19 protein-coding genes are annotated in these 23,600 nt (G+C 67.4%); 16 read left to right on the top strand and 3 right to left on the bottom strand.

The window, feature by feature from the left end; all coding sequences use genetic code 11:
• Positions 1 to 2: 2 nt before the first annotated feature.
• The 3 genes from ACFVHY_RS20220 to ACFVHY_RS20210 are packed head-to-tail and all read left to right on the top strand — an operon-like array spanning position 3 to position 3,449.
• Entirely contained in the window at positions 3 to 1,838 is a 1,836-nt protein-coding gene (locus ACFVHY_RS20220; protein WP_390275074.1) for a hypothetical protein, read from the top strand.
• Positions 1,835 to 2,125, top strand: a complete 291-nt coding sequence (locus ACFVHY_RS20215) for a hypothetical protein (protein ID WP_390275072.1) — start codon at positions 1,835 to 1,837, stop codon at positions 2,123 to 2,125. Before ACFVHY_RS20220 ends, ACFVHY_RS20215 begins: the two co-directional genes overlap by 4 nt.
• On the top strand, positions 2,100 to 3,449 hold the full coding sequence (locus tag ACFVHY_RS20210) for a hypothetical protein (RefSeq protein WP_390275069.1): 1,350 nt from the start codon (positions 2,100 to 2,102) through the stop codon (positions 3,447 to 3,449). Before ACFVHY_RS20215 ends, ACFVHY_RS20210 begins: the two co-directional genes overlap by 26 nt.
• Before the next feature lie 7 nt (positions 3,450 to 3,456).
• Here ACFVHY_RS20210 and ACFVHY_RS20205 read toward each other — a convergent pair whose 3' ends face one another.
• Positions 3,457 to 3,657 carry a hypothetical protein gene (locus ACFVHY_RS20205; RefSeq protein ID WP_078113354.1) on the bottom strand — a complete coding sequence of 67 codons (201 nt, stop codon included), beginning with the start codon at positions 3,655 to 3,657 and terminating at the stop codon, positions 3,457 to 3,459.
• A gap of 101 nt (positions 3,658 to 3,758) precedes the next feature.
• The gene (locus ACFVHY_RS20200) at positions 3,759 to 4,232 is read right to left on the bottom strand and encodes an NUDIX domain-containing protein (protein WP_068971499.1); all 474 of its coding nucleotides are present in this window, start codon (positions 4,230 to 4,232) and stop codon (positions 3,759 to 3,761) included.
• 83 nt (positions 4,233 to 4,315) lie between these two features.
• On the opposite strand from ACFVHY_RS20200, the gene ACFVHY_RS20195 reads away from it, so the two are divergent.
• Together ACFVHY_RS20195 and ACFVHY_RS20190 are read left to right on the top strand one after the other, a co-directional pair.
• Entirely contained in the window at positions 4,316 to 5,512 is a 1,197-nt protein-coding gene (locus tag ACFVHY_RS20195; protein WP_390275067.1) for a pyridoxal phosphate-dependent aminotransferase, read from the top strand.
• A 14-nt stretch (positions 5,513 to 5,526) separates the two neighbouring features.
• Positions 5,527 to 6,732 carry a serine hydrolase domain-containing protein gene (locus tag ACFVHY_RS20190; protein WP_390275065.1) on the top strand — a complete coding sequence of 402 codons (1,206 nt, stop codon included), beginning with the start codon at positions 5,527 to 5,529 and terminating at the stop codon, positions 6,730 to 6,732.
• 515 nt (positions 6,733 to 7,247) lie between these two features.
• Here the strand turns inward: ACFVHY_RS20190 and ACFVHY_RS20185 are convergent.
• On the bottom strand, positions 7,248 to 8,507 hold the full coding sequence (locus ACFVHY_RS20185; protein WP_390275063.1) for a DUF222 domain-containing protein: 1,260 nt from the start codon (positions 8,505 to 8,507) through the stop codon (positions 7,248 to 7,250).
• A gap of 575 nt (positions 8,508 to 9,082) precedes the next feature.
• Here ACFVHY_RS20185 and ACFVHY_RS20180 point away from each other — a divergent pair.
• The 11 genes from ACFVHY_RS20180 to ACFVHY_RS20130 all read left to right on the top strand — a co-directional run bounded on the left by ACFVHY_RS20180 (position 9,083) and on the right by ACFVHY_RS20130 (position 23,594).
• The gene (locus ACFVHY_RS20180; RefSeq protein ID WP_390275061.1) at positions 9,083 to 10,465 is read left to right on the top strand and encodes an FAD-binding oxidoreductase; all 1,383 of its coding nucleotides are present in this window, start codon (positions 9,083 to 9,085) and stop codon (positions 10,463 to 10,465) included.
• Positions 10,466 to 10,497: 32 nt separating this feature from the next.
• Positions 10,498 to 11,688, top strand: coding sequence for a helix-turn-helix transcriptional regulator (locus tag ACFVHY_RS20175; RefSeq protein ID WP_390275059.1), 1,191 nt, complete (start codon positions 10,498 to 10,500; stop codon positions 11,686 to 11,688).
• Positions 11,689 to 11,854: 166 nt separating this feature from the next.
• On the top strand, positions 11,855 to 13,492 hold the full coding sequence (locus ACFVHY_RS20170) for an aromatic/alkene/methane monooxygenase hydroxylase/oxygenase subunit alpha (protein ID WP_390275057.1): 1,638 nt from the start codon (positions 11,855 to 11,857) through the stop codon (positions 13,490 to 13,492).
• 350 nt (positions 13,493 to 13,842) lie between these two features.
• Complete coding sequence (locus ACFVHY_RS20165) at positions 13,843 to 14,883, top strand: 2Fe-2S iron-sulfur cluster-binding protein (protein ID WP_078113346.1); 1,041 nt, start codon at positions 13,843 to 13,845, stop codon at positions 14,881 to 14,883.
• Between the two features lie 64 nt (positions 14,884 to 14,947).
• Positions 14,948 to 16,066, top strand: a complete 1,119-nt coding sequence (locus tag ACFVHY_RS20160; RefSeq protein WP_078113345.1) for an aromatic/alkene monooxygenase hydroxylase subunit beta — start codon at positions 14,948 to 14,950, stop codon at positions 16,064 to 16,066.
• A 2-nt stretch (positions 16,067 to 16,068) separates the two neighbouring features.
• Complete coding sequence (gene mimD, locus ACFVHY_RS20155) at positions 16,069 to 16,407, top strand: propane 2-monooxygenase effector subunit MimD (RefSeq protein WP_176455943.1); 339 nt, start codon at positions 16,069 to 16,071, stop codon at positions 16,405 to 16,407.
• 182 nt (positions 16,408 to 16,589) lie between these two features.
• Positions 16,590 to 17,636 (top strand): amidohydrolase family protein, encoded by a 1,047-nt coding sequence (locus ACFVHY_RS20150; RefSeq protein ID WP_078113343.1) that lies wholly within the window; start codon positions 16,590 to 16,592, stop codon positions 17,634 to 17,636.
• A complete protein-coding gene (locus ACFVHY_RS20145) occupies positions 17,633 to 18,433 on the top strand; it encodes an iron-sulfur cluster assembly protein (RefSeq protein ID WP_390275054.1) in 801 nt (266 codons plus the stop codon). Before ACFVHY_RS20150 ends, ACFVHY_RS20145 begins: the two co-directional genes overlap by 4 nt.
• A gap of 3 nt (positions 18,434 to 18,436) precedes the next feature.
• Entirely contained in the window at positions 18,437 to 19,462 is a 1,026-nt protein-coding gene (locus ACFVHY_RS20140) for an NAD(P)-dependent alcohol dehydrogenase (protein ID WP_390275052.1), read from the top strand.
• Between the two features lie 402 nt (positions 19,463 to 19,864).
• Positions 19,865 to 21,517, top strand: coding sequence for a chaperonin GroEL (gene groL / locus ACFVHY_RS20135; protein ID WP_390275050.1), 1,653 nt, complete (start codon positions 19,865 to 19,867; stop codon positions 21,515 to 21,517).
• A 271-nt stretch (positions 21,518 to 21,788) separates the two neighbouring features.
• Positions 21,789 to 23,594: a sigma-54-dependent Fis family transcriptional regulator gene (locus ACFVHY_RS20130; RefSeq protein WP_390275047.1), complete on the top strand. Its 1,806-nt coding sequence runs from the start codon at positions 21,789 to 21,791 to the stop codon at positions 23,592 to 23,594.
• Positions 23,595 to 23,600: the final 6 nt, after the last annotated feature.

The raw sequence follows: 23,600 nt of genomic DNA, 5'->3' as shown, positions 1-23,600 counted from the left end.
CCATGCCAACAAGCGATGTCACGCGCCTCCATCTCGCCGCCGAAGGTGGTGGAGCGGCACTCGACCAGGTCTTCCTGATGTCGGCGGTGGCCGCCGTCGTGTCGGTCGGCCTGCTCTGGATCGGTTACCTGCACCGCACGCGCAAGATCACGTGGCTGACCACGCTGTCCGAATGGGCCGCCCGCCGGGTGAACCGCCCACCGTGGGCGGCACTGCCGATCTTCCTGTTCACCAGCACGATCATCTGCGCGCTGTTCGGCTTCCTCTGGGACGTGAGCCTGCACATCGGCGACGGTCGCGACGAGGGGCCGCTGGCAAACCCGGCGCACTACTTCATCCTGGTCGGCCTGTTCCTGCTGTTCATCTCCGGCATGCTGTCGGTGTTCCTCCCCTTCGACAAGCCCGGCCGCTCGGCGATCCGGATCACGCGTCACTGGTACGCACCGGTGGGCGGAATCCTGTTGGCGGGCTGCGGTTTCTACGCACTGCTGGGGTTCCCGCTCGACGATGTCTGGCATCGGATCTTCGGCCAGGACGTCACCCTCTGGGGCCCGACCCACCTGATGCTCATCGGCGGCGCGGGCCTGTCGCTCATCGCTGTCGTGATCCTCGACCGTGAGGGCCGGGCCGCCATGGGTCCCGACGCCCCGGACGACGGCCGGAGCCAGTGGCTCGTGCGCTGCCTGGCCTTCGGCGGGCTCGTGATCGGCATGTCGGTGTTCCAGATCGAGTACGACTTCGGCGTCGAGCAGTTCCGGCTCGTGCTGCAGCCGATGATGATCGCCGGGGCCGGGGCGTTCGCCCTCGTCGCCGCGCGGATCTGTCTCGGGCCGGGCGCCGCGCTCGTCGCGGCCGTCTTCGCGATCCTGCTGCGTGGTGTCGTCGCGGTCGTCGTGGGGCCGGCGCTGGGTGCGCCGATCAACGTCTTCCCGCTCTACCTCGGCGCGGCCGTGGTCATCGAACTGCTCGCGCTGACCCCGCTGCTCAAGCGCCGCGTGCTCTTCGGCGCGGTGGCCGGGCTCGGAGTCGCGACCCTCGGTCTCTGGATCGAGTCCTGGTGGATCGCCGCGGCCTACCCGTTCCCGTGGGTCACCGGCATGTGGGGTGAGGCGTTGGCGATGGCGATCCCCGTGGGCATCGCGGCCGGTGTGTGCGGCGGGTTGCTGGGTCTCGTCAGCGTCGGCGAGCGGCTCCCGACCCGTTGGGTCAGCATCACCGCGGTCGTGCTCTCCGTCCTGGTGATCGGCGGGGCCGTCGCCAACGGCCTGCGGGTCTCGGTCCCCGCGGATGTCACGGCGCGCGTCGTCCTCACCCCGGCCGGGCCGAACGAGGCTGCCGACGAGAACGTGACGGCGGAGGTCTTCCTCGACCCGGCCGACGCGCTCAGCGACGACCCCGAGTGGGTCACGCTGATGTCGTGGCAGGGCGGGATCGACAATGACCGCGGCATCGTCATCGACCGGCTGGAGCGCGTCGGCCCCAACCACTTCCGGTCCACCGAACCGATGCCGGTGTCGGGATCATGGAAGACCATCCTGCGCGTACAGGACGGCACCACGATGGCGGGCGTGCCGGTGTATCTGCCGGCCGACCCGGCGATCGGCGCGGAGGGCGAGCCGGCTCAGCTGACGTCGACGAAACCGTTCGTCGCGGAGATATCGATCCTGCAGCGCGAGCGCACCTTCGACTACCCGTCGTGGTTGTTCGGCGCCGCCTCCCTGGTGGTGCTCGTGTGTTCGCTGCTGCTCATCGCGGCGCTGTCGTGGGGAGCCGGCCGGGTGAACGCCCGGGAGGCGACATCGGGCGCGCGGGAGCCCGAACTCCAGCCGCAGCCGTGATCGCTCTCGCTGCCGACCCCGGCGTCCACCACCTGGCGACGCATCCGCTCGTGCTGGCGCTGCCGGCCGTGATCCCCGCGTTCCTGGTGGTGGGCGTCATCGTCGCGATCGCGATCGTCGACCGTCGACGCGGGGACGACGAGGACGACGAAGACGACGCGGACGACGTCGCAGGCCGCCCGGGCGAGGCCGGCCGCACTGCCGCCGAGCCGGCAGGCGGCGACCCCGATCCCACCGATCCCCCGACCCGAAACGAGGCCGATGACCCCGCCCGCGAGGCCGACTGACGTTCTGCTCGCCCACGGACTGGGTGGTTCGGAGTACCTGCCCGTCCCGCTGACCGCGGTGTTGATCGGCGGCGCCTGGGCGCTGACCATCTCGTTCGCGGTCATCGCGTTCGCTTGGCGTACACCACGATTCGGTCGGCCGGACGCCGGCCGAGAGCTCCCGAGATGGGTGACGGCGACCGTCGACAACCGTTGGGTGCGCGGCGTGATCAGCGGCGCCGCAGTGGTTCTCACCGCATGGCTGATCGTGGCCGCCGTCGGCCCCGACAACGACGAGAACCCCCTACCGGGCGCGTTCTATGTGCTGCTCTGGGTCGGCATGACCGTGCTGTCGGTACTCCTCGGACCGGTGTGGCGACTGCTGTCCCCGGTCCGCACCCTGCTGCGGGCCGCCCGAGGTGTCGGGGGCCCGCGGGTCGTCGGCCTGCGGGAGTATCCGCGTCGGCTGGGCTGGTGGCCCGCGGCGTTGGGCCTGTTCGCCTTCGTCTGGCTCGAATTGGCGTCGCCCGACCCGAGTTCGGTGTCGTCGGTGCGGATCTGGCTTCTCTGCTACCTGGTCATCACCCTCGTCGGCGGCGTGGTCTTCGGGTTGCGGTGGACCGTGGACGCCGACCCGTTCGCGGTGTACAGCACCGTGGCCTCGCGCCTGTCCCCGTTCGCGCGCAACAGCGCCGGCCGGGTGATCCTCCGCAGTCCGATGAACTCGCTGCCCACGCTCCCGGTGCTCCCGGGTACCGTCACCGTTCTCGCGATCCTGCTCGGCTCCACCGCTTTCGACAGCTTCTCGGCGATCGCGTTCTGGCAGGACCTCGTCGCCGACGGTGCCGGTGACAGCCGGGCGGCCGCCACCGTGTACTCGACCGCCGGCCTGTTGGTGTTCATCGGCGTCGTCGCGGTGACGTTCTGGACGGCCGCCCGCGCGGTCGGCGGTGTGCAACCGGACCTTCGGCGCCGCCTCCCCGGCCTGATGGCGCACTCGCTGGTCCCGATCGTGATCGGTTACATCCTCGCCCACTACCTGCAGTCACTCGTCGAACAGGGACAAGAAGCCGTCCTCGCGCTCGGCGATCCGTTGGGGAGGGGATGGAATGTGCTGTGGCTCAGCGATGCTCATCCGGTGTACGTGATGAGTGACCACCCGACGGTCACGGTGACCCTGAAGGTGGCGTTCGTACTCGGCGGCCACATGTTGGGAGTGGCCGCGGCGCACGACGCATCGTTGCGTCTCCTGCCCCGCCGGCATCAGCTGACCGGGCAGCTCACCATGATGGTGCTGATGGTCTTCTACACGTTCCTCGGGCTCTGGCTGCTGTTCGGCGGGTGACGCCCGGTCAGTAGGTGGTCGGGGGCGTGTTCTTCTTGTTCGAACGGAACAGCATGTAGCCGCCGTAGAGGGCGAGTGCGACGAGGGCGATCCAGAAGAGTCCCTCGAGTAGCGGGCCGAGGACGGCCAGTGCGATCAGCGCGACCGCGATGACGCCCAGGACCTTCCAGAAGGTCATGCCGGTGGTGTTGTTCGTCGATGTGCTCATGAGCCCAGTCTGCGCCCGCCGAAGCCGGAAAGCGATGCTCGGCGGCACTTCTGGGGCGAACTTCAGGGACTTCCCTGAGGGACCCCCTACCGCTGGAACCCCTACCGTCGGAACCACGCCTCGGCGTTGCCGGCCAGCGCCTTCTCGATCCGCAGTGCCGACGTGTCGGTCAGGTCGGACGGCAATGCGTCGGGCGCGAACCACGCGACGTCGGAGTTCTCGTCGTCGGCGGCCCGGGGATCGCCGTCGACGTGGCGCGCGAGGAAGCAGACGTCGAGATAGCGGGTCCGGTCGCCGTTCGGGTAGGTGATCAGCGGCGTGACGTCGATGCTGGTCAGTCTGACGATCTCGGCGGTGACATCGGTTTCTTCGCGGACCTCGCGCAGGGCCGCCCGCGCCGGCTCCTCTCCCGGTTCGAGGACGCCGGACACGACGGCCCACTGTCCGTTGTCGACGCGGCGCGTGAGCAGCACCCGCCCGGCGTCGTCGCAGACGACGACGCTGACGCCGGACAACCAGAGTTCGCGGGTCCCGACCTGGGCACGCAGATCGCGGATGAATTCGGGAATGGGCACCCCCACATCCTGCCTGCCGGTGCGCGTCGCCGCCGGAGAGGTGGGGTCGGGTGCCAGATATCCCGACGCGCACAATGTCACCCATGAGGATTTCTCGACGTGCCGAAGGGATCGCCCCGTTCCAGGCGATGGAGTTCGCGAAGCGCGCCGCCGAACTCGAGGCGGCTGGTCATTCCGTCGTCAAGCTGAACATCGGCGAACCCGATTTCGGGGCACCACCGGCGGTCCTCGCCGCGGCCCGCGAGGCGACCGGCCGTCCCCTCGCCTACACCGGTGCCCTCGGCCTCCCGGAGTTGCGCGAGGCGATCGCGGACTTCTACGGCCACCACTTCGGGGCGTCGGTGGATCCGGCGCGGGTGGCGGTCACCGCCGGCGCGTCGGCGGCACTTCTGATGGCCTGCGCAGCTTTGATCGACCCGGGCGACGAGGTCCTCATCGGAGACCCGTCCTATCCGTGCAACCGCCAGTTCGCGCACGCCTTCGGTGCACGGGTCCGGCTCCTGCCGACCAGCCCCGCCAACCGGTTCCAGCTCACCGCCGCCGAGGTCGACGACGCGTGGACGGACGCGACCCGCGGCGTCATCGTGGCGACCCCGTCGAACCCGACCGGCACCTCGATGCCGTATGAGGAACTCGTGACCATGTGCGAGCTCGCGGCGGCCCGGGACGGCTGGTCGATCGTCGACGAGATCTACCTCGGGCTGTCCGACCCCGGACCGGACGGTCGGCCGCCGCGCAGCGTCCTGGCCGCCGATTCGCCGGGCGTCGCGGAGACGGTGGTGATCAACAGCTTCTCCAAGTACTTCGGGATGACGGGTTGGCGGCTGGGATGGTGCATCGTGCCCGCGGAACTCGTGGGGGTGCTGGAGCGGCTGGCGCAGAACTTCTACGTGTGCCCGCCCACGCCGTCGCAGTACGCGGCGCTGGCCTGCTTCACGCCGGATTCCCTGGCGGTGGCCGAACAGAACCGTCGTGAGTTCGCGCGACGCCGGCAACTCGTCGTGGACGGGCTCGCGGACATCGGACTCGACGTGCCGGTCATCCCCGACGGCGCGTTCTACGTCTACCTCGACGTCGGCTCCACGGGCCTGACGTCGGCCGAGTTCTGCGACCGGGCGCTCGCCGAAGCCCATGTCGCCCTGACCCCGGGCCACGACTTCGGGGTCGCGGGCGCGGACCGGTACGTCCGTCTGTCCTACGCCGCATCCACCGACGACCTCACCCTCGCCATCGAACGACTCCGGACGTTCGTCGGGGCCGGTCACGTTCCACTTCGATGAGGAGAGACCATTCCATGACCTCTGCGGGACCAGTCCGATCCGAACGCCTCGCCAAGGAGGTGACCCCGATCCTGACCGCCCGGACCGAAGGCGCGCCGCGGGTGCCGGGGGTGGTCGCGGGCGTCACGACCGACGAGGAGACGGTCTTCCTCGGTGCCGCGGGGGTGCGTGCGCTCGACGACGAGCAGCCGATGACCGTCGACTCCGTCTTCGCTCTGTTCTCGGCGACGAAGGCGGTGACCGCGACGGTCGCGCTGCAGCTCGTCGAGGAGGGCGCCTTGGACCTGCACGCACCGGCCCTCACTTACGTCCCGGCGCTCGGCGAGCTGCAGGTGATCGAGGGCTTCGACGACGATGGGCGGCCGCGTCTGCGGCCACCCGCCTCCGATGTCACGACTCACCAATTACTCACGCACACCGCAGGTTTCGGTTACGACTTCTTCAACGAGACCTACCGTCGACTGACCGCGGACCACGGTGTGCCCGCCGTCGCCACGGCGACGAGGGCGTCGTTGCGAACCCCGCTGCTGTTCGATCCCGGCACGGAGTGGGAGTACGGCTCCGGGGTGGACTGGGCCGGCCAGGTCATCGAGGCCGTCACCGGGCGCCGTCTCCGCGAGGTGATGGCCGAGCGGGTCCTCGACCCACTCGGCATGTCCGACACCGGTTTCGCGCTGTCCGACGACGCCCGGCGTCGGCGAGCGGTACTGCACATGCGCAAGCGGGGCGAGCTAGTCCCCAACCACCGTTGGGAACAGCCTGCCGATCCCGAGATCGACATGGGCGGGCAGGGCCTCTGGTCCACCGTCCCCGACTATCTGACCTTCCTGCGAATGTGGTTGCGCGAAGGCCGCTCCGACCGCGGTCAACAGATCCTGCGCCCGGAGACCGTCACCACGGCGTTGCGCAACCAGATCGGCGATCTCGCGGTGCGGCGGCTGCCCGGTGTGATCCCGCCGCTGAGCCACGATGTCGAATTCGATCCGGGGACACCGAAATCCTGGTCGTATCCGTTCATGGTGAACGACACCGACACCCCCACCGGCCGCAAGGCGGGTTCGCAGTCGTGGGCCGGGCTGGCCAACCTCTACTACTGGATCGATCCCCACACCCGGATCGGCGGCTTCTGGGCCACCCAGATCTTCCCCTTCGTCGACCCCGCATCGATCGACGGGTACCGCGACTTCGAGGCGGCGACGTACCGAGCGTTGGCGGACTGACCTACGGCGCGTTCAGCACGACGTGTCGCTGAGCGACACCCGGTTGTCCTGCCCGGTGAGATCGCAAAAGCATCGGCCCGGTAACGACATTGCGCGGCGGTCTCTACCCGCACCACGCCGCCGACGACCACTCCTGCCCGGCGCACTCCGAGATCGTCGCCGACGACCGCAACCGGCTGAGGATGCGGCCGACCCGGGCTGCTGTCAGGCGAGCCACAACCGGGGCGCGCCGGCTCGACGGTCGCCATGAACCCGAACCCGGCTGGGTGATCGGCGGGGCGGCCAGGTGGTCGCGGTCGAGCAGTGAACCGTGACGGAGTGAGTCTCGCGGGTCGATAGCCTGTGCGCGGGGCCGTTCTTGCGTTGTCCGTAACCCCCGTTCCCGAAGGTGATCGCAGCGGGAACAGGGCACGGAGGGACATCACTGTGGAGTTGTCAAAGTACGGCTGCGATCCCGGACGGACTCCGGGTGCGGAAGGTGCTACGCGAAAATCTGGTGGTCTCTGGCTGGATGCTCAGGCGGCGGCGTCGAGTCGCATGGTGCGGCGGTTGTAGGCGGGTAACGGTCGACGGTGCGGGTCGATACTGGCGGGTGGGACGAGCCAGGGGTGTCGGTCGAAACCCATCACGATGTCCCAGCCGTGGTGGTGGACCTGGGTGTGGCAGCGCTGGCAGAGCAGGCAACCGTTGTCGAGGTCGGTGGGTCCGCCGTCGGCCCACGACCGGATGTGATGCACCTGCGTATGGGACGGCGGTGCACCACATTTGATGCAGCAGGCGTCGCGGACGATGATCGCTTTGCGTAAGTGTGACGGATACAACCGGCGGGTGTGACCCATCTGTAGTGGTACGCCCTCGCTATCGAGGATTATCTCCGTCAGCGAGCCGTCGCACGACACCTGTTTCGCGGTCGCTTGGCTGACCGATCCGGTCCACGGCAGCGTTGCGAGGTCTCCGGTCGCGGGAATGGTCAGCATCAACTGGGTGCGTGGGCTTCCGACGGTGTCGATGGTCGCGCCGATCGCGGCTTGGTCGAGGATCAACTCGAAAGCGTCGGCGCGGCGTTGCTCGGCGGTGCGACGATCCTCGGCGCCGTCGGGTTCGGGCCGCGGACAGGACCGTTCGTCGATCATGGCCAGGAACTTCTCACCCACCACCTGGGTGAGGTCGGCGCGCACCTCGACGCGGCCGTCGTCGGTGGTGTGGGCGTTCACTGAGTTCAAGCGTGCATCGTCCGACGCTGGGGTTCCGGCAGCAGAAGCATCGGCGAGGGCGTTGCCGATGGCGTGAGCATGCTTGAGCACTTCAGTCGGTGTTGCACCGGAGAGTGCTTGGGCGATGAGTTCGAGCTCATACCGTGAGCGTTCTCCCCCGGAAATGGAGTCACCACACCGTTTTTCGATCTCGTTCATGCCGCGGACGATGGCATCGACGACTTCGCCGGCCAGTCTCCCGTCAGCGGCGTGACGGGCAAGTGCGGGCAGCGCGGGTAGGGCGTCGACGCTTCGCATGGTGCGGTGCGCGGCGGCCGGTGCGTGGCCTGACTCGATCAGCAGTTTCTTGGTGGTGTTGCCGGCTTTCTGTGCGACCCCGAGAGCATCGAGTTGTGCTGCGTGCGCGACGATCTGGTGGTCGGCAAGATTGCGGATCAGGCGCCACGTGTCGAGGGCGTCGAATGTTGCTCTGCCCGTAGGGTCGTCCGCGGGTGGGGTGGTCTCGATGAGTTGATCGAGGAGAGTGGTGAGCTCTGGCATGACTCCAAGGTACCGGAACATTCGTTCGACTACGAGGAGTTTCCACAGGCTCAGAAATCTCGAAACTGTCGACTGTGCAGCGTTTTTCGTTGAGTGTGCGTCGATTCGCGTTGATTGTGCGTGGATCGTTGACTGTGGTGCACTTCAGTCACATCTGTTACGGATTCTGGATGGAAAGTTGCGAGTCTGAAGTGGACTGAAGATCCCGCGAACTCGCTCCCCCGGGCCGCATCCGCAACCCGCCGGGCGTGTGGGGCTGGGTCCGCAGGGGTTGTGCAACGGCGTCGGGTCACCAAGTGGCTTCGACTCGGCGCCTCGACCTCGATGCGCTCCTTCGTCGCTTGCTCGGCCCGGCGGCTCCGCTCGGTGCCGGCTCAACCAGCGAACGAGGGTCGTGTCGACTGACCGCCCCCCAGACTTCTGGGACGCACACGAACCCAGAAGTCTGGCACGGGCATTTCCCGCGTTCGAGGGATGGCGGGAACAAAAGGGCGTCGGCCACTCTGAGTCCCATGGAGCTGCCGAGTCCGGCGGCCCACCACAGCAGCACCGACGCTCGAACCCGTTCATCCGCACATCATTACGAAGGAAGCATCGTGTCCATCACCTCTGAACCCATCGACTTCACCGACTTCGACGCCCTGCTCTCGGCGGTCGGCGGTCCCGTTCTGACCGCCGCCGACGAGGGCTACACCGCCGAACTGACCGGCTTCAACCTCGCGGCGATACCCGCCGCTGACGTGGTCGTCGGGGCGACGAACGCTGCCGACGTCGCCGCCGCCGTGCGATATGCGCGCTCGAACGGGATGCGGGTCGGTGCGCGGGCGACCGGGCACGGATCGCCGATCGAGGGGCGCGGCACGGTCGTCGTCACCACGTCTCGGATGGCGGGGGTGAGTGTCGATCCGGTGACCAGGACCGCGCGCGTCGAAGCCGGTGCGCGGTGGCGCGATGTGGTCGCCGCGACCGCGCCGCACGGCCTCACCGGGCTCGTCGGCTCGTCGTCGTCGGTGGGTGTCGTCGGGTACACACTCGGCGGCGGACTGAGTCCGTTGGGTCGTCAGTTCGGTTATGCCGCAGACCATGTCCGGTCGATCGAGCTCGTGACCGCCGACGGTTTCGTCCGCACGGTGGACGCATCCGCGGGTTCGGACCTGTTCTGGGCACTGCTCGGCGGACGCGACGGGTTCGGCATCGTCACCGCACTCGAGTTCGAGCTCTTCGATCTGCCCACGGTCTACGGCGGCGGGATCTTCTTCGCCGGCTCGGCGGCCGCCGACGTCCTGCACGCCTGGCGCGAGTGGGCGCCCTCCCTGCCCGAGGAGGCCGGGACCTCGGTGGCCATCCTTCGCCTCCCGCCGGACCCCAACCTGCCCCCGCCCCTGCAGGGTCAGCTCGCCGTGCACGTCCGCTACACCCACACCGGGGACCCGGCCACCGCGGCCGCGTTGCTCGCACCGATGCGGTCGGTGGGTCCGATCCTCTTGGAGAACATCGACGTCCTCCCGACCGCTGCGCTCGACGCGGTACACATGGACCCGCCCGGGCCGATGCCGAGTGCCGAACGCGGCTGCGTACTCGCCGATTTCCCGGCATCTGCCGTGGATGCCCTGCTCGCGGTAGCAGGCCCACAGGTCGTGAGCCCGCTGGCGATCGTCGAGGTCCGTCTCCTGGGTGGCCGGTTGCGGTCGCCGCAGCGCGTACCCAACGCCGTCGTGGGACGCGATGGCGCGTTCTCCGTCCTCGCCATCGGCGTACCCGCCGGCCCGCTGGGCGAACAGGTAGGTGAGCATCTCGCGGCCGTCACCGACGCGGTGGCCACCCACTCCTGTGGAGCGCTGCTCAACTTCTCCGGGCGGACGGCAACCCAACGCGACGCGCTGTGGTCGACCGACCAGCGGACGCGCCTGGAGACCATCCGACGACGCCACGATCCGGCCGGTGTCCTCCGTCCGGGGGACCCCACTATTGTGGGATAGACATCCGCGCAGCTCACGCCCACAATTGTCGAATGACATCGAGTCTGACCGCCGAGCGTGTGCGCCGCGACATCGAGGTCGTGGCCCACGCCGGCCTCGGTCTCGACGATTTCTTCGCCGAGACCGTCGCCTCGCTGGGTCGCGCGATACCGGTGGACGCGGTGTGCATCGGCACCTTCGATCCGAACACCGTCCTGCTGACCAGCGCCCGCAAGTACGGGTCACTGCTCGGCGAGGATCACCGGGACCCGGACTGGGGTCTCCTCGAATACGGGCAGGTCGAGCCGACGGCCTACCGCGAGATGGTGGCCGCCAAACGCGATGCGGTCGGACTCAACCTCCTCAACCGGGGCGCCACCGAACGGTCCAATCGTATGTCGCAGTTGATGATTCCCGAATACTGCTTCCACGACGAGGCCCGGCTGGTGCTTCGTGACGGGGACCGGGCGTGGGCCGGGATCGCGATGTTCCGCAGCGGGGCCGGGTGCCGGCCCTTCGACGCCGACGAGATCGACTTCCTGGGGTCGCTGTCGCGCACCCTCGCCTACGGCGTGCGCGTGGGGTTGCTGAGCAGTGTGGTCGCCGGCGGGGCGAGTGCCGCCGCCCCGGCCGCCGTCGACGCGCCGGGTGCGCCACCGGCGACCGGCCACGGCCCGGCGGTGCTGATCATCGACCGCAGCAACGAGATCGTGCAGATGAGCGCCGGCAGCCAGGAGCGCATCGCCGACCTCGCGTCCGGTCCGAACGGCGCGGCGGTGATGAACCCGATCTACGGCCTGATCGGGGCCGCGCGCCGTTACGGCTCGGGTGAGTCCTCCGTCCCGCCGCGCCTCCGGGTGCGCGGGGCGTCGGGCATGTGGCTCGTCATCCACGCGTCGCCGCTGTCGTCGGCCGACGGCCGGGTCGGCGAGGTCGTGGTGACCATCGAGGAGGCCCGCCCGCCCGAGATCATCCCGCTGGTCGTCGAGGCGTTCGGGCTCACCGCCCGTGAGCGCGACGTCACCCAGATGGTGCTGCAGAGTGTGGCCACGAAGGACATCGCCACCGCCCTGCACGTTTCCGCCTACACCGTGCAGGACCACCTGAAATCGATCTTCGACAAGGCCGGCGTCCGCAGCCGCCGCGAGCTGATCGCGCGGATCTACTTCGACCAGTACGCACAACGTCTGAACGATCCGCTGCTGCCGTCCGGGTCGTTCGCCGCCGCGGATCGCGAGCTGTAGCGGTCCCTCACCACCTCCGAACCCGCCCCGTGCGCACTGCACCGGGCGGGTTCTCTGTCGTCGTCTCACAGTGAGACGTTTGTAATCCACGTCACAGGGTTGTATCGAAGTCGCTCCAGTCCATGCGGGCCGGCAATCCGCCGGCTCTCCACCGAGGAGGCGCACTTTGAGCAGGCAGAGCTTGACAAAAGCCCATGCGAAGATCACCGAGTTGTCCTGGGAGCCCACCTTCGCCACCCCGGCCACCCGGTTCGGTACCGACTACACATTCGAGAAGGCCCCCAAGAAGGATCCGCTGAAGCAGATCATGCGGTCGTACTTCCCGATGGAGGAGGAAAAAGACAACCGCGTGTACGGCGCCATGGACGGCGCCATCCGCGGCAACATGTTTCGCCAGGTGCAGGAACGCTGGCTGGAATGGCAGAAGCTGTTCCTGTCGATCATCCCGTTCCCCGAGATCTCCGCGGCCCGCGCGATGCCGATGGCCATCGACGCCGTGCCCAACCCGGAGATCCACAACGGCCTGGCCGTGCAGATGATCGACGAGGTCCGTCACTCGACGATCCAGATGAACCTCAAGAAGCTGTACATGAACAACTACATCGACCCGGCCGGCTTCGACATCACCGAGAAGGCGTTCGCCAACAACTACGCCGGCACCATCGGCCGCCAGTTCGGCGAGGGGTTCATCACCGGCGACGCCATCACCGCGGCCAACATCTACCTGACCGTCGTCGCCGAAACAGCCTTCACCAACACACTTTTCGTAGCGATGCCCGATGAGGCCGCCGCCAACGGCGACTACCTGCTGCCCACCGTGTTCCACTCCGTCCAGTCCGACGAGTCGCGGCACATCTCCAACGGCTACTCGATTCTGCTCATGGCTCTCGCCGACGAGCGCAATCGCCCGCTACTGGAACGCGATCTGCGGTACGCATGGTGGAACAACCACTGCGTCGTCGACGCCGCGATCGGCACCTTCATCGAGTACGGCACCAAGGACCGTCGTAAGGACCGCGAGAGCTACGCCGAGATGTGGCGTCGCTGGATCTACGACGACTACTACCGCAGTTACCTTCTGCCGCTGGAGAAGTACGGGCTGACCATCCCGCACGACCTCGTCGAAGAGGCGTGGAAGCGGATCGTCGACAAGCACTACGTCCATGAGGTCGCCCGCTTCTTCGCCACCGGCTGGCCGGTCAACTACTGGCGCATCGACGCCATGACCGACAAGGACTTCGAGTGGTTCGAGCACAAGTACCCCGGCTGGTACAACAAGTTCGGCAAGTGGTGGGAGAACTACAACCGGCTCGCCTACCCCGGACGCAACAAGCCGATCGCCTTCGAAGAGGTCGGGTACGAGTACCCGCACCGGTGCTGGACCTGCATGGTGCCTGCCCTCATCCGCGAGGACATGGTCACCGAGAAGGTCGACAACCAATGGCGCACGTACTGCTCGGAAACCTGCTATTGGACCGATGCGGTGGCCTTCCGGGGCGAGTACGAGGGCCGAGAGACCCCGAACATGGGACGTCTCACCGGTTTCCGCGAGTGGGAGACGCTGCATCACGGCAAGGATCTCGCCGACATCATCCAGGATCTGGGTTACGTCCGAGACGACGGCAAGACGCTGATCCCGCAGCCGCACCTCGACCTGGACCCGAAGAAGATGTGGACGCTCGACGATGTCCGCGGCAACGTCTTCAACAGCCCGAACGTGCTGCTCAACGAGATGTCCGACGAGGAACGGAACGCCCACATCGCGGCGTACCGCGCCAACACCAACGGGGCCGTACCGGCCTGAGTCGCGTCGACCCTTCGTGACGCGCTCTCCGCAAGCTCCGAGCGCTCCTCAGGGAGCAGAAGGAAACGCACTCAGCGCGAACTCCGAGCGCTCCTCAGGGAGCAAAAGGAAACGCACTCAGCGCGAACTCCGAGCGCTCCTCAGGGAGCAGAAGGAAACGCACTCAGCGCGAACTCCGAGCGCTCCTCAGGGAGCGGGTGATGTCCCGCAAGCCATCCCCCTGCTCCCTGAGGAGCCAAGCGTCACCCCTGCTCCCTGAGGAGCGGAGCGCAGCGGAGCGTCACCCCTGCTCCCTGAGGAGCGGAGCGTCACGAAGGGTCCCCGCACCCGAAGTCCGAACTGGAGAAACAGTGGCCGACACACATCGCATCAACTTCGCCCCCGTCGACATCGAGATGGAGGTCGGCGAGGACGAGACCATCCTCGACGCCGCATTCCGGCAGGGCATCCACCTCATGCACGGGTGCCGGGAGGGCCGGTGCTCGGCGTGCAAGTCCTACATGCTCGACGGCGACGTCCAGATGGATGACTACTCGACCTTCGCCTGCAACGACGCGGAGGAGGCCGAAGGGTATGTCCTGCTCTGCCGCACGTACGCCTACAGCGACTGCGACATCGAACTGCTGAACTTCGACGAGGACGAATTGCTCGGCGGCGCACCGATCCAGGACGTACGCACGCGGGTCACCGCGGTCGAGCCGATGACCAAGGACATCGTGTCCCTGCGACTCGACGTGGTCGAGCCGGCCACCTTCGAGTTCAAACCCGGTCAGTACGTGGACCTCTCGATCCCCGGTACCGAGGAGAAGCGGTCCTTCTCGATCGCCACCACCCAGTCGACCCCCGACAAACTCGAGTTCCTAATCAAGAAGTACCCGGGCGGAGTGTTCGCAGGCATGCTCGAGAACGGACTCGAACCGGGCACCGAGATCATGGTCAACGGCCCGTACGGGTCATGCACCCTCCGCAACGGGCACGTACTCCCGATCGTCTGCATCGGCGGCGGCGCCGGGATGGCACCGCTGCTGTCCCTTCTCCGGCACATCAGCGAGTCGGAGATCGTCCGCCCGGTGCGCTTCTACTACGGTGCCCGCACCGCGGCCGATCTCTTCTGCCTCGACGAGATCGCTTCTCTCGGCGAGAAGATCGCCGACTTCAGCTTCACCGCATGCTTGTCCGAGTCCGCCGCCGACGCACCCGCAGGCGTCTCCGTGGCCGAGGGCAACGTCACCGACATCGTCAACGGATGCGAATCCGATCTGTCCCGAACGGAGGTGTACTTCTGCGGACCCCCGCCCATGGTCGACGCGGCGTTGGCTCTCGCCGAACAACATTCGGTGCCCCGTGACCAGATCTTCTACGACAGTTTCACCAGCCCGGCATTCGACTAGCCAGCTCGACACCCTAACAGTCGCCGAACCCCTGACAGCCGCCGAACGAGGAGGAGCGCGCAGTATGTCCGCACCCACCGCCCCCAGATCCAACCAGCGAGAACGCAGTTTCCCGTCCATCGAGTTCACCGACGCCGAAGCCGGCGCCAAGGATTTCCCGAGTTCCAAGAGCCGCAAGTACAGCTACTATCAGCCGGCCAAGAAGCGCGCCACGATGTACGAGGACGTCACCGTCGACGTACAGCCCGATCCCGAACGGCACCTGAGTCAGGGCTGGATCTACGGCTTCGGCAACGGTCCCGGCGGCTACCCGCAGGAGTGGACGACGGCGAAGTCGAGCAACTGGCACGCCTTCCTCGACCCGAACGAGGAGTGGGACCAGACGATCTACCGGAACAACTCAGCGGTCGTCCACCAGGTCGACCTGTGCCTGCAGAACGCCAAGCGGGCACGCGCGTACGATTCGTGGAATTCGCCGTGGCTCAAGTTCATCGAGCGCAATCTCGGAGCCTGGATGCACGCCGAGAACGGGCTGGCACTCCACGTGTTCACCTCCATCCAGCGGTCGGGCCCGACCAACATGATCAACACCGCCGTGGCCGTGAACGCCGCACACAAGATGCGCTTCGCCCAGGATCTCGCGCTGTTCAACCTCGACCTGTCCGAGGCCGAGGAGGAGTTCGACGGCGAGGCACACAAAGAGGTGTGGCAGGCAGCACCGGAGTGGCAGCCGACCCGCGAGGTGGTCGAACGGCTGACCGCAGTCGGTGACTGGTGCGAGCTGCTGTTCGCCACCAACATCGTCTTCGAGCAGCTCGTCGGATCGCTCTTCCGCTCGGAGCTGGTCATGCAGGTCGCCGCGCGCAACGGCGACTACATCACCCCGACCATTGTCGGCACCGGTGAGCACGACTACGACCGCGACCTGGCCTACACACGCAGCCTCTTCCGAATCCTCACGCGCGACGAGCAGTTCGGCGACGAGAACAAGGAGCTGTTCGGCCAGTGGCTCGCCGTGTGGGTCCCCCGGTGTCTCGACGCAGCCCGTGCGTTGCAACCGATCTGGTCGCAGCCGGCGGACAAGTCGATCACGTTCGCCACCAGCCTGGACGCGGCAACCGCCAAGTTCACCGACCTGCTGACATCCATCGATGTCGCCATCCCCGAGGAGTTGAGCAAGTGACCATGCAATTCGGCGCGGAGACCGAGTTCTCCAACATGTGCGGCGTGACCCTGATGAACACCCCGATCGGCCGGGTCGTCGCCGACGTCATGGGAGCGAAAGACGGGGTCGAACTGACCGAATACCCGTCCATGATCCGCGTGGACGGGGTCAACCGGCTCGAGTTCGACTACGACGAGCTGACCGACGCACTCGGCCAGGACTTCGACGGATCGATCTTCGAGGAGATCAGCTCCACCCACTACGGACGGATGGTGCACCTCGACGACCGAACCTTCCTGTTCGCCAGCCCGGAGGACGCCGCCGAGTACATCGGGTTCGACCTCACCGCCCAGGGTTGACGCTCGAACCAGAGCCCACCAGGCATACGTCGTGGCCGCCGGCGGCCCGTTCCCGGCGGCCACGACGTACACCAACCCCGCATCACCCCGCCCACCACCGAGAACACCTCCCCGCCAATCACATCCGAGAAAATTAAGCCCCGCCCGCCGAGACCACAGCCCACGATCGTCAGGAGCACACGATGTACGAGAAGAACGGCGACAAGTACTTCATCGTCGACGCCCACGTCCACCTCTGGGACGGACGCGAGTCCAATCAGAAGAACATCCACGGCAAGCAGTTCATCGATTGCTTCTACGACTATCACCGCAACCTCAGCCCCGAGGACAAGGTGTGGGACTACGACACGTACACCTATTACGGCCCGGACCGCCTGATGCGAGACCTCTTCGAGGAGGGGCCGGCCGACCATGCCATCTTCCAGGCCACCATCCTGAAGGACTTCTACGTCAACGGTTTCGCCCAGGTCGACGACTCGCTCAAGCTGTGCGAGGACAATCCCGGCCTGCTGACCTACAACCACGCCTACGATCCCCGCCACGGCGAGGCCGGTCTCGAGCAGCTGCGGCGCGACGCCGAGACGATGAACCTCAAGGGCGTCAAGCTCTACACGGCCGAATGGTTCGGCGACTCACGCGGATACAAGCTCGACGACGCCTGGTCGCGGCGCTATCTCGAGGAGTGCATCAAACTCGGCATCAAGAACGTCCACATCCACAAGGGCCCCACCATCCGGCCGCTGGACCGTGACGCCTTCGACGTCGCCGATGTCGACAAGGTGGCCACCGACTACCTCGACCTGAACTTCGTCATCGAGCACGTCGGCCTGCCCCGGCTCGAGGATTTCTGCTGGATCGCAACCCAGGAGTCCAACGTGTTCGGCGGTCTGGCCGTGGCGATCCCGTTCATCCACACGCGGCCTCGCTACTTCGCGCAGATCATCGGCGAGCTCCTGTACTGGATCGGCGAGGACAAGATCCTCTTTGCCAGCGACTACGCGCTGTGGACCCCGCAGTGGCTGGTCGAGAAGTTCGTCGACTTCCAGATCCCCGAGGACATGACCGAGTACGCACCGATCACGGTCGAGCAGAAGAAGAAGATCCTCGGCCTGAACGCGGCCGCGCTGTACCCGCACATCGAGGTGCCCGAAGAACTGCGATTGCCCACCAGCGCAGCCGATCCGGATGCCGAGGTGGCAGCCGGGGCAAAGGACGCGGTGAACGCATGACCGCCCTGGACGATCGGCCGGCACTCGGCGTCGCCCGGGCGAGCCGCCTCGAGCGCGACGTACTCGCTGCACTGGACACGGTCCTCGATCCCGAACTCGACGAGCCGATCACCGATCTCGCCTTCGTCCGGTCGATCCTCCTCGAGGACGCCGGGGTGACGGTCCATCTGCGACTCCCCACCTCGTTCTGCTCGCCGAACTTCGCCTACCTCATGGGTTCGGACGCCCTCGATGCGCTCGAGGACATCGACGGGATCGGTCAGGTCCGCGTGTTGCTCGACGATCACCACGACAGCGACAAGATCAACACCGGACTCGACGCGCACGCGGGCTACAAGGGCACGTTCGGGGTGGAGGCACTCGAGAGCCTCGACGAGCTCCGACTCACGTTCCGGCGCAAGGCACACACCGCCGCGATGGAGCGCTGCGTCGCGGCCGAGCTCACCGCCGGACGCGTGCTCGTGTCCGAGGTCGACCGCCTCGCCCTGCGCGACCTCCCGCGCGGCCACCGGAAGTCGGCGCTGCTGCGCAGACGGATGGAGTTGGGACTCAGCGTGTGCCCCAACAGCCTCGTCGTCGTCGACGAGGAGGGCAGGCCGTTGCCGGCCGAACAGGTGCCGATGCGCCTGCGCTTCGCCCGCTCGGTGCGGATCTCGATGGAGGGCAACAGCCACTTCTGCCGCGGCCTGCTAGCCACCCGTTATGCCGACGACACCGCTTGCGACGGTCGGAGCGGGCCCGTCATCACCGATCTCCGGACCACCCGCGACGCCATCACCCGAACGGAACAGGAGTAGACCATGCGCGCAGTCCAGGTCGTGGGTTACCACGACAAGTTGCAGCTCAACGAGGTACCCGCACCGGAGGTGACCGGTCCCTTCGACGTCATCGTGAAGATCGGGGGCGCCGGCGTGTGTCGCACCGACCTGCACATCCTCGAGGGCCAGTGGGAGGAGAAATCCGGTGTGGCGCTGCCGTACACGATCGGCCACGAGAACGCGGGGTGGGTCGACGCGGTCGGGGACGCGGTCACGAACGTGGCCGTCGGCGACAAGGTGATCCTGCATCCGCTCATCACCTGCGGTCTCTGCCGGGCGTGCCGGTTCGGCGACGACGTCCACTGCGAGAACAGCAAATTCCCGGGCATCGACACCAACGGCGGATATGCCGAATTCCTGAAGACCACCGCCCGCAGCGTCGTCCGGATCGACAATTCGCTCGAACCCGCCGACGTGGCCGCACTCGCCGACGCGGGACTCACCGCCTATCACGCCGCCGCCAAGGTCGCGCGCATGACGCGTCCCGGTGACACCTGCGTGGTGATCGGCGCCGGAGGACTGGGGCACATCGGGATTCAGGTTCTCGCGGCCATCTCGGCGGTCCGGCTCATCGTGGTGGATCGTAATCCGGACGCCGTCGAACTCGCCCAGCAGATCGGGGCCGACATCGGGATCGTCGCCGACGGTTCACATGTCGAGAAGGTTCTCGAGCTGACCGGTGGGCACGGCGCCGAGGCCGTGCTCGACTTCGTCGGCGAGGGCGGGGCCACCGCCGAGGGTACCGCGATGCTGCGGCGCGCGGGCAACTTCTTCGTCGTCGGCTACGGCGAGAACATCAACGTGCCGACCATCGACGTGATCTCCACGGAGATCAACTACATCGGCAACCTCGTCGGGTCGTACAACGACCTCGGAGAACTGATGGACCTCGCCGCGCGGGGAAAGGTCAAGCTGCACACCAGCACCTACGCCCTCGACGACTTTCAGCAGGCGCTCGACGACCTCGACGCCGGCCGGGTCCGCGGGCGGGCGATCCTCGTGCCCTGACCGAGCCGACCCTTCGAGGCTCGTCGCTTGCGCTCCTCGCACCTCAGGGAGCAGAGAAGGCAGCCCGCTTGCGCTCCTCAGGGAGTAAGGACGGCGACCCCCCTGCTCCCTGAGGAGCGAGCTTGCGAGCGTCACGAAGGGTCTTGGCGAGACGAGTTGCGAAGACCCTTCGTGACGCGCCCTCCGCAAGCTCCGGGCGCTCCTCAGGGAGCAGGGGTTGGCCGCCCTCCGCAAGCTCCGGGCGCTCCTCAGGGAGCAGGGGGTGACGCGCCCTCCGCAAGCTCCGGGCGCTCCTCAGGGAGCAGAGGCCTGAGTAGAGCGCAACGAGACTCGAAGGGCGAGCAGCACAACAGATTTACCGCAGTACACAGCCGAGAACACCGAACGAAAGGCAGGACGACCATGGCCAAGGAGTTGCGCTACAACGCCGAAGCGCGGCTGCGGCTCGAGCGAGGGGTCAACGCACTCGCCGACGCGGTCAAGGTGACGCTGGGACCGAAGGGACGCAACGCCGTCCTGGAGAAGCTCACCGGCCCTCCGACCATCACGAACGACGGGGTGACCATCGCCCGCGAGATCCAGTTGCGCGACCCGTTCGCCAACATGGGCGCGCAGCTCGTCAAAGAAGTGGCGATGAAGACCAATGGGGTGGTCGGCGACGGCACCACCACGGCGACCGTGCTGGCGCAAGCAATGGTCCGTGAAGGTCTACGGGCGGTCGAACAGGGCGCCAACCCGATGCGGGTGCGTCGAGGCATCGAGCGTGCCATCGCGACCGTGATCGAGTCGCTGTCCGAGCAGTCCGTCGCACTCGGCGGGCGCAGCGACCTCGAGCGGATCGCCACGCTGGCCGCCAGCGACGACGAGGTGATCGGCTCGGCGATCGCGGCGGCCGTCGAGTACGTGGGTCGTAACGGTGTCATCACCACCGAGGAGAGCGACACGCTCGGGCTGGGCGTGGACGTGGTGGACGGCATCGAGTTCGACCACGGGTACATCTCCGGCTACATGGTCACCAATCACGAACGCATGGAAGCGGTTCTCGAGAACCCGGTGGTCCTGCTGACGAACAAGAAGATCACCACCGTTCAGGAGATCATGCCCAGCATCGAGGCGGCCAAGCGTGCCGATCGACCCCTGTTGGTCCTCGCCGAGGACGTCGACGGCCCGGCGCTGCAGCTCCTCGTCGGCGGCAACATGCACAAGACGATGCAGTCGGTGGTGGTCCGGGCCCCGGGCTTCGGACATCGGCGGGTCGCCGAACTCGAGGATCTCGCCGTCGCCCTGGGCGGTCAGGTGATCGCGAAGGACACCGGGCTGGAACTGTCGGAGGTCTCCGTCGAACAGCTCGGCAAGTGCGACCGGGTGACCATCACCGAAGATGCGACGACGATCGTCGGCGCGCGTGGCGACCAGGGTCTCGTCGACGCGCGGGTGGCGCAACTCGAGACCCAGCATGCCCGCGCCCGCATCGACGCCGACCGCGACAGCCTCGAACTGCGGATCGCGCGGCTGACCGGCCGGGTGGCGGTGATCCGGGTCGGCGGGGTCACCAGCGTCGAACTCAAGGAGCGGATGCTCCGCGTCGAGGACGCACTGGCAGCGACACGCGCGGCGGTCGAGGACGGCATCGTCTCCGGCGGCGGAACGGCTCTTGCGCAGGCACATCGGGCGCTCGAGTCGCTCGCCGAGGTGTCCGGTGACGAGGGCGTCGGCATCGACGTCGTGCGTCGATCGATGGCCGAGCCGCTCTTCTGGATCGCCACCAACGCCGGGTTCGACGGCGACGAGGTGGTCCGGGTCGTGAGCGGCCTGCCGCTGGGGCACGGTTTCAACGCGATGACCGGTGGCTACGGCGACATGTTCGACGAAGGTGTCATCGACCCGGCGAAGGTCACCAAGGCGGCACTGGAGAGTGCCGCGTCCATCGCCGCCCTGCTGATCACCACCGAGACGGCTGTGGTCGAAGAGGTCCTCACCCATCCGGGCGCCATCGAGGCGCCCGGCTTCGGCGACCTCGCGGAGGGCATGGTCCGACCCTCCAACATCTACTAGGCCGGCCTTCATCAGGCCGCCACCGGCCGGCCCACACCGGCCGGTGGCCATCGACCCCGGCGGGGACGTCACCGCACGACGGTGACGGGGGCCGGTCGCGATCGGAATTCGTTCTCGGCGTCGATCGCGGCCGGCCCACTGCCGAGCCGTCCCGGCAGGCGGGATCCCGGCGGGTCAGCACGGTCCGTTTCGTCCGGCTCCATCCACCCCCGCCACCAGCCCGTTGTTCTGTACACTGCTGATGATGTGAGACGTACATCACAATAGGGAGTTGTCTACCCCGGTGAATCATCAGCCCTCAGCCCAGGCCCGGAATTCGATCGCTTACGTCGCGCGGGCGCGCGAACGTTTCCTCAGCGACGACGGCGTACCCGACGACCGTTTCGGCGGCACCGTCCGCGACGCGATCTCCACCTCGTGGAGACGGTCGCGGTCGTTCAAGGTGCAGGCGGACCGACTCGAACTCCCCTTCGTCCGCGAACCGAACACGGACAGCCCGTTGATGAGCGCGGCCCGTCCGGTGCTCGACCAGCTCGCCATGGACCTCTCGGCGGAACCGGTGAGCATCATCCTCACCTCCCCCGATGGCGTCGTCCTATCGCGCGCCACCGGCAGCCGGGAACTCCTCGGCCAACTCGATGCCGTCTCCCTGGCTCCCGGGTACAGCTACAGCGAAGAACACGCCGGCACCAACGGGATCGGCACCGCACTCGAGACCCGGCAGGCCACACTCGTCACCGGCGCCGAGCACTACGCCGGCTGCCTCGCTCAGCTCAGCTGTGCCGGTGTCCCGATCCGAAATCCGTTCTCCGGCGGCATCGTCGGCGCACTCGATCTCACCGGATGGGTGGAAGAGGGGGGGTCACTGCTGCTCTCCCTGGCCAAGTCGGCCACCGTCCAGATCGAGCAACAGATGCTGACGAATGCCAGCGAGCGCGAATCCCGGCTGCTCGCAGCGTATCTCGCCACCTGCCGCCGTGCGCCGCAGATGATGGTCCTGGCGCTGGCCGCCGACGTCGTGCTGATGAACCGGCGACTGCGCCAGAGCATCGATCCGCAAGACCAGGTGTCGATGCTCGAGCACGCCGTGGACCAGACCCTGGACAGTTCGTCGACCCGCCGGGTCAACACCCTGCCCAGTGGACGCGCGGTCCGACTCGCGCCGGTCGTCGAGTTCTCCGACACCGACGCCGGTATCGCGGTCTTCCACGTACACCTGATGGATCCCGGTCCGTCTCCGGAACCGCGACGCCGTCCGGCGGCCGCGGCGACGCTGCCCGGCATCGTCGGCCGCAGTTCGTCGTGGCGGGAGTGTTGTCATCGCATCGCCCAACATGTCGGCGCGGGACGATGGATCGCGGTGTCGGGCGAACGCGGGAGCGGCCGGGCCGCGGTGCTGCGTGCGGCCGCCGGCCAGTACCGCCGAGGCACCATCCGCGTCTTCTCCGCCGAGGACTTCTCCGACGCCGACACCCTCGACACCTTCACCGCCGAGATCGAACGCGACGACTTCGCGATCATCCTGCGCGACATCGACGAGTTCGACGACGACATGTTGTTCGACGTCGCCGACGTGCTGCAGGGTCGCGAACACGCGGGCTGGCTCGGCATCACCCTGAGCACCGTCGACACACTGCCCGCGCTCGGCGCGACGCTGCTTCCGTTCTTCTCCCACACCGTCGAGGTGCCACCCCTCCGGCACCGCATCGAAGATCTGCAGGTCCTGGTGCCCGCGATCCTGCGCCAGCTCACCCGCGGCAAGGAACTGCCGGTGGCGCCGGACGCGATGCGTCAGCTCAGCAAATACACCTGGCCGGGCAACGTCGCCGAACTGCGTCAGGCCCTGCGCGACGTGGTCACCCACCACCGTTCCGGGACGATCACCGTCACGCAACTGCCCCCGACGTATCGGGCGCAGAGCCGTCACACCCTCACCCGCATCGAGGCCCTCGAACGCGACGCCATCGTGCGCAGTCTCGAGGAGAACGGCCACAACAAACTCGCCGCCGCCCACGCGCTGGGCATCTCGCGCGCGACGATCTATCGCAAGATCAAGGAATTCGGTATCGACGTCTGACCACGC

Origin of the sequence: Gordonia sp. NPDC127522, from assembly GCF_042672305.1 — a bacterium.
Classification (GTDB): domain Bacteria; phylum Actinomycetota; class Actinomycetes; order Mycobacteriales; family Mycobacteriaceae; genus Gordonia; species Gordonia hongkongensis.
Note: the sequence above shows the minus strand (reverse complement) of the source record. Positions and strands in the feature narration are given on the sequence as shown.

Excerpts from the sequence above, each read along its gene's own strand:
- ACFVHY_RS20220 (WP_390275074.1), top strand. The coding sequence starts at position 3 with ATGCCAACAAGCGATGTCACGCGCCTCCATCTCGCCGCCGAAGGTGGT.
- ACFVHY_RS20205 (WP_078113354.1), bottom strand. The coding sequence starts at position 3,657 with ATGAGCACATCGACGAACAACACCACCGGCATGACCTTCTGGAAGGTC.
- ACFVHY_RS20160 (WP_078113345.1), top strand. The coding sequence starts at position 14,948 with ATGTCCGCACCCACCGCCCCCAGATCCAACCAGCGAGAACGCAGTTTC.
- ACFVHY_RS20175 (WP_390275059.1), top strand. The coding sequence starts at position 10,498 with ATGACATCGAGTCTGACCGCCGAGCGTGTGCGCCGCGACATCGAGGTC.
- ACFVHY_RS20210 (WP_390275069.1), top strand. The coding sequence starts at position 2,100 with ATGACCCCGCCCGCGAGGCCGACTGACGTTCTGCTCGCCCACGGACTG.
- ACFVHY_RS20185 (WP_390275063.1), bottom strand. The coding sequence starts at position 8,507 with ATGTTCCGGTACCTTGGAGTCATGCCAGAGCTCACCACTCTCCTCGAT.
- mimD (WP_176455943.1), top strand. The coding sequence starts at position 16,069 with ATGCAATTCGGCGCGGAGACCGAGTTCTCCAACATGTGCGGCGTGACC.
- ACFVHY_RS20195 (WP_390275067.1), top strand. The coding sequence starts at position 4,316 with ATGAGGATTTCTCGACGTGCCGAAGGGATCGCCCCGTTCCAGGCGATG.
- ACFVHY_RS20145 (WP_390275054.1), top strand. The coding sequence starts at position 17,633 with ATGACCGCCCTGGACGATCGGCCGGCACTCGGCGTCGCCCGGGCGAGC.
- ACFVHY_RS20140 (WP_390275052.1), top strand. The coding sequence starts at position 18,437 with ATGCGCGCAGTCCAGGTCGTGGGTTACCACGACAAGTTGCAGCTCAAC.
- ACFVHY_RS20190 (WP_390275065.1), top strand. The coding sequence starts at position 5,527 with ATGACCTCTGCGGGACCAGTCCGATCCGAACGCCTCGCCAAGGAGGTG.
- ACFVHY_RS20150 (WP_078113343.1), top strand. The coding sequence starts at position 16,590 with ATGTACGAGAAGAACGGCGACAAGTACTTCATCGTCGACGCCCACGTC.
- groL (WP_390275050.1), top strand. The coding sequence starts at position 19,865 with ATGGCCAAGGAGTTGCGCTACAACGCCGAAGCGCGGCTGCGGCTCGAG.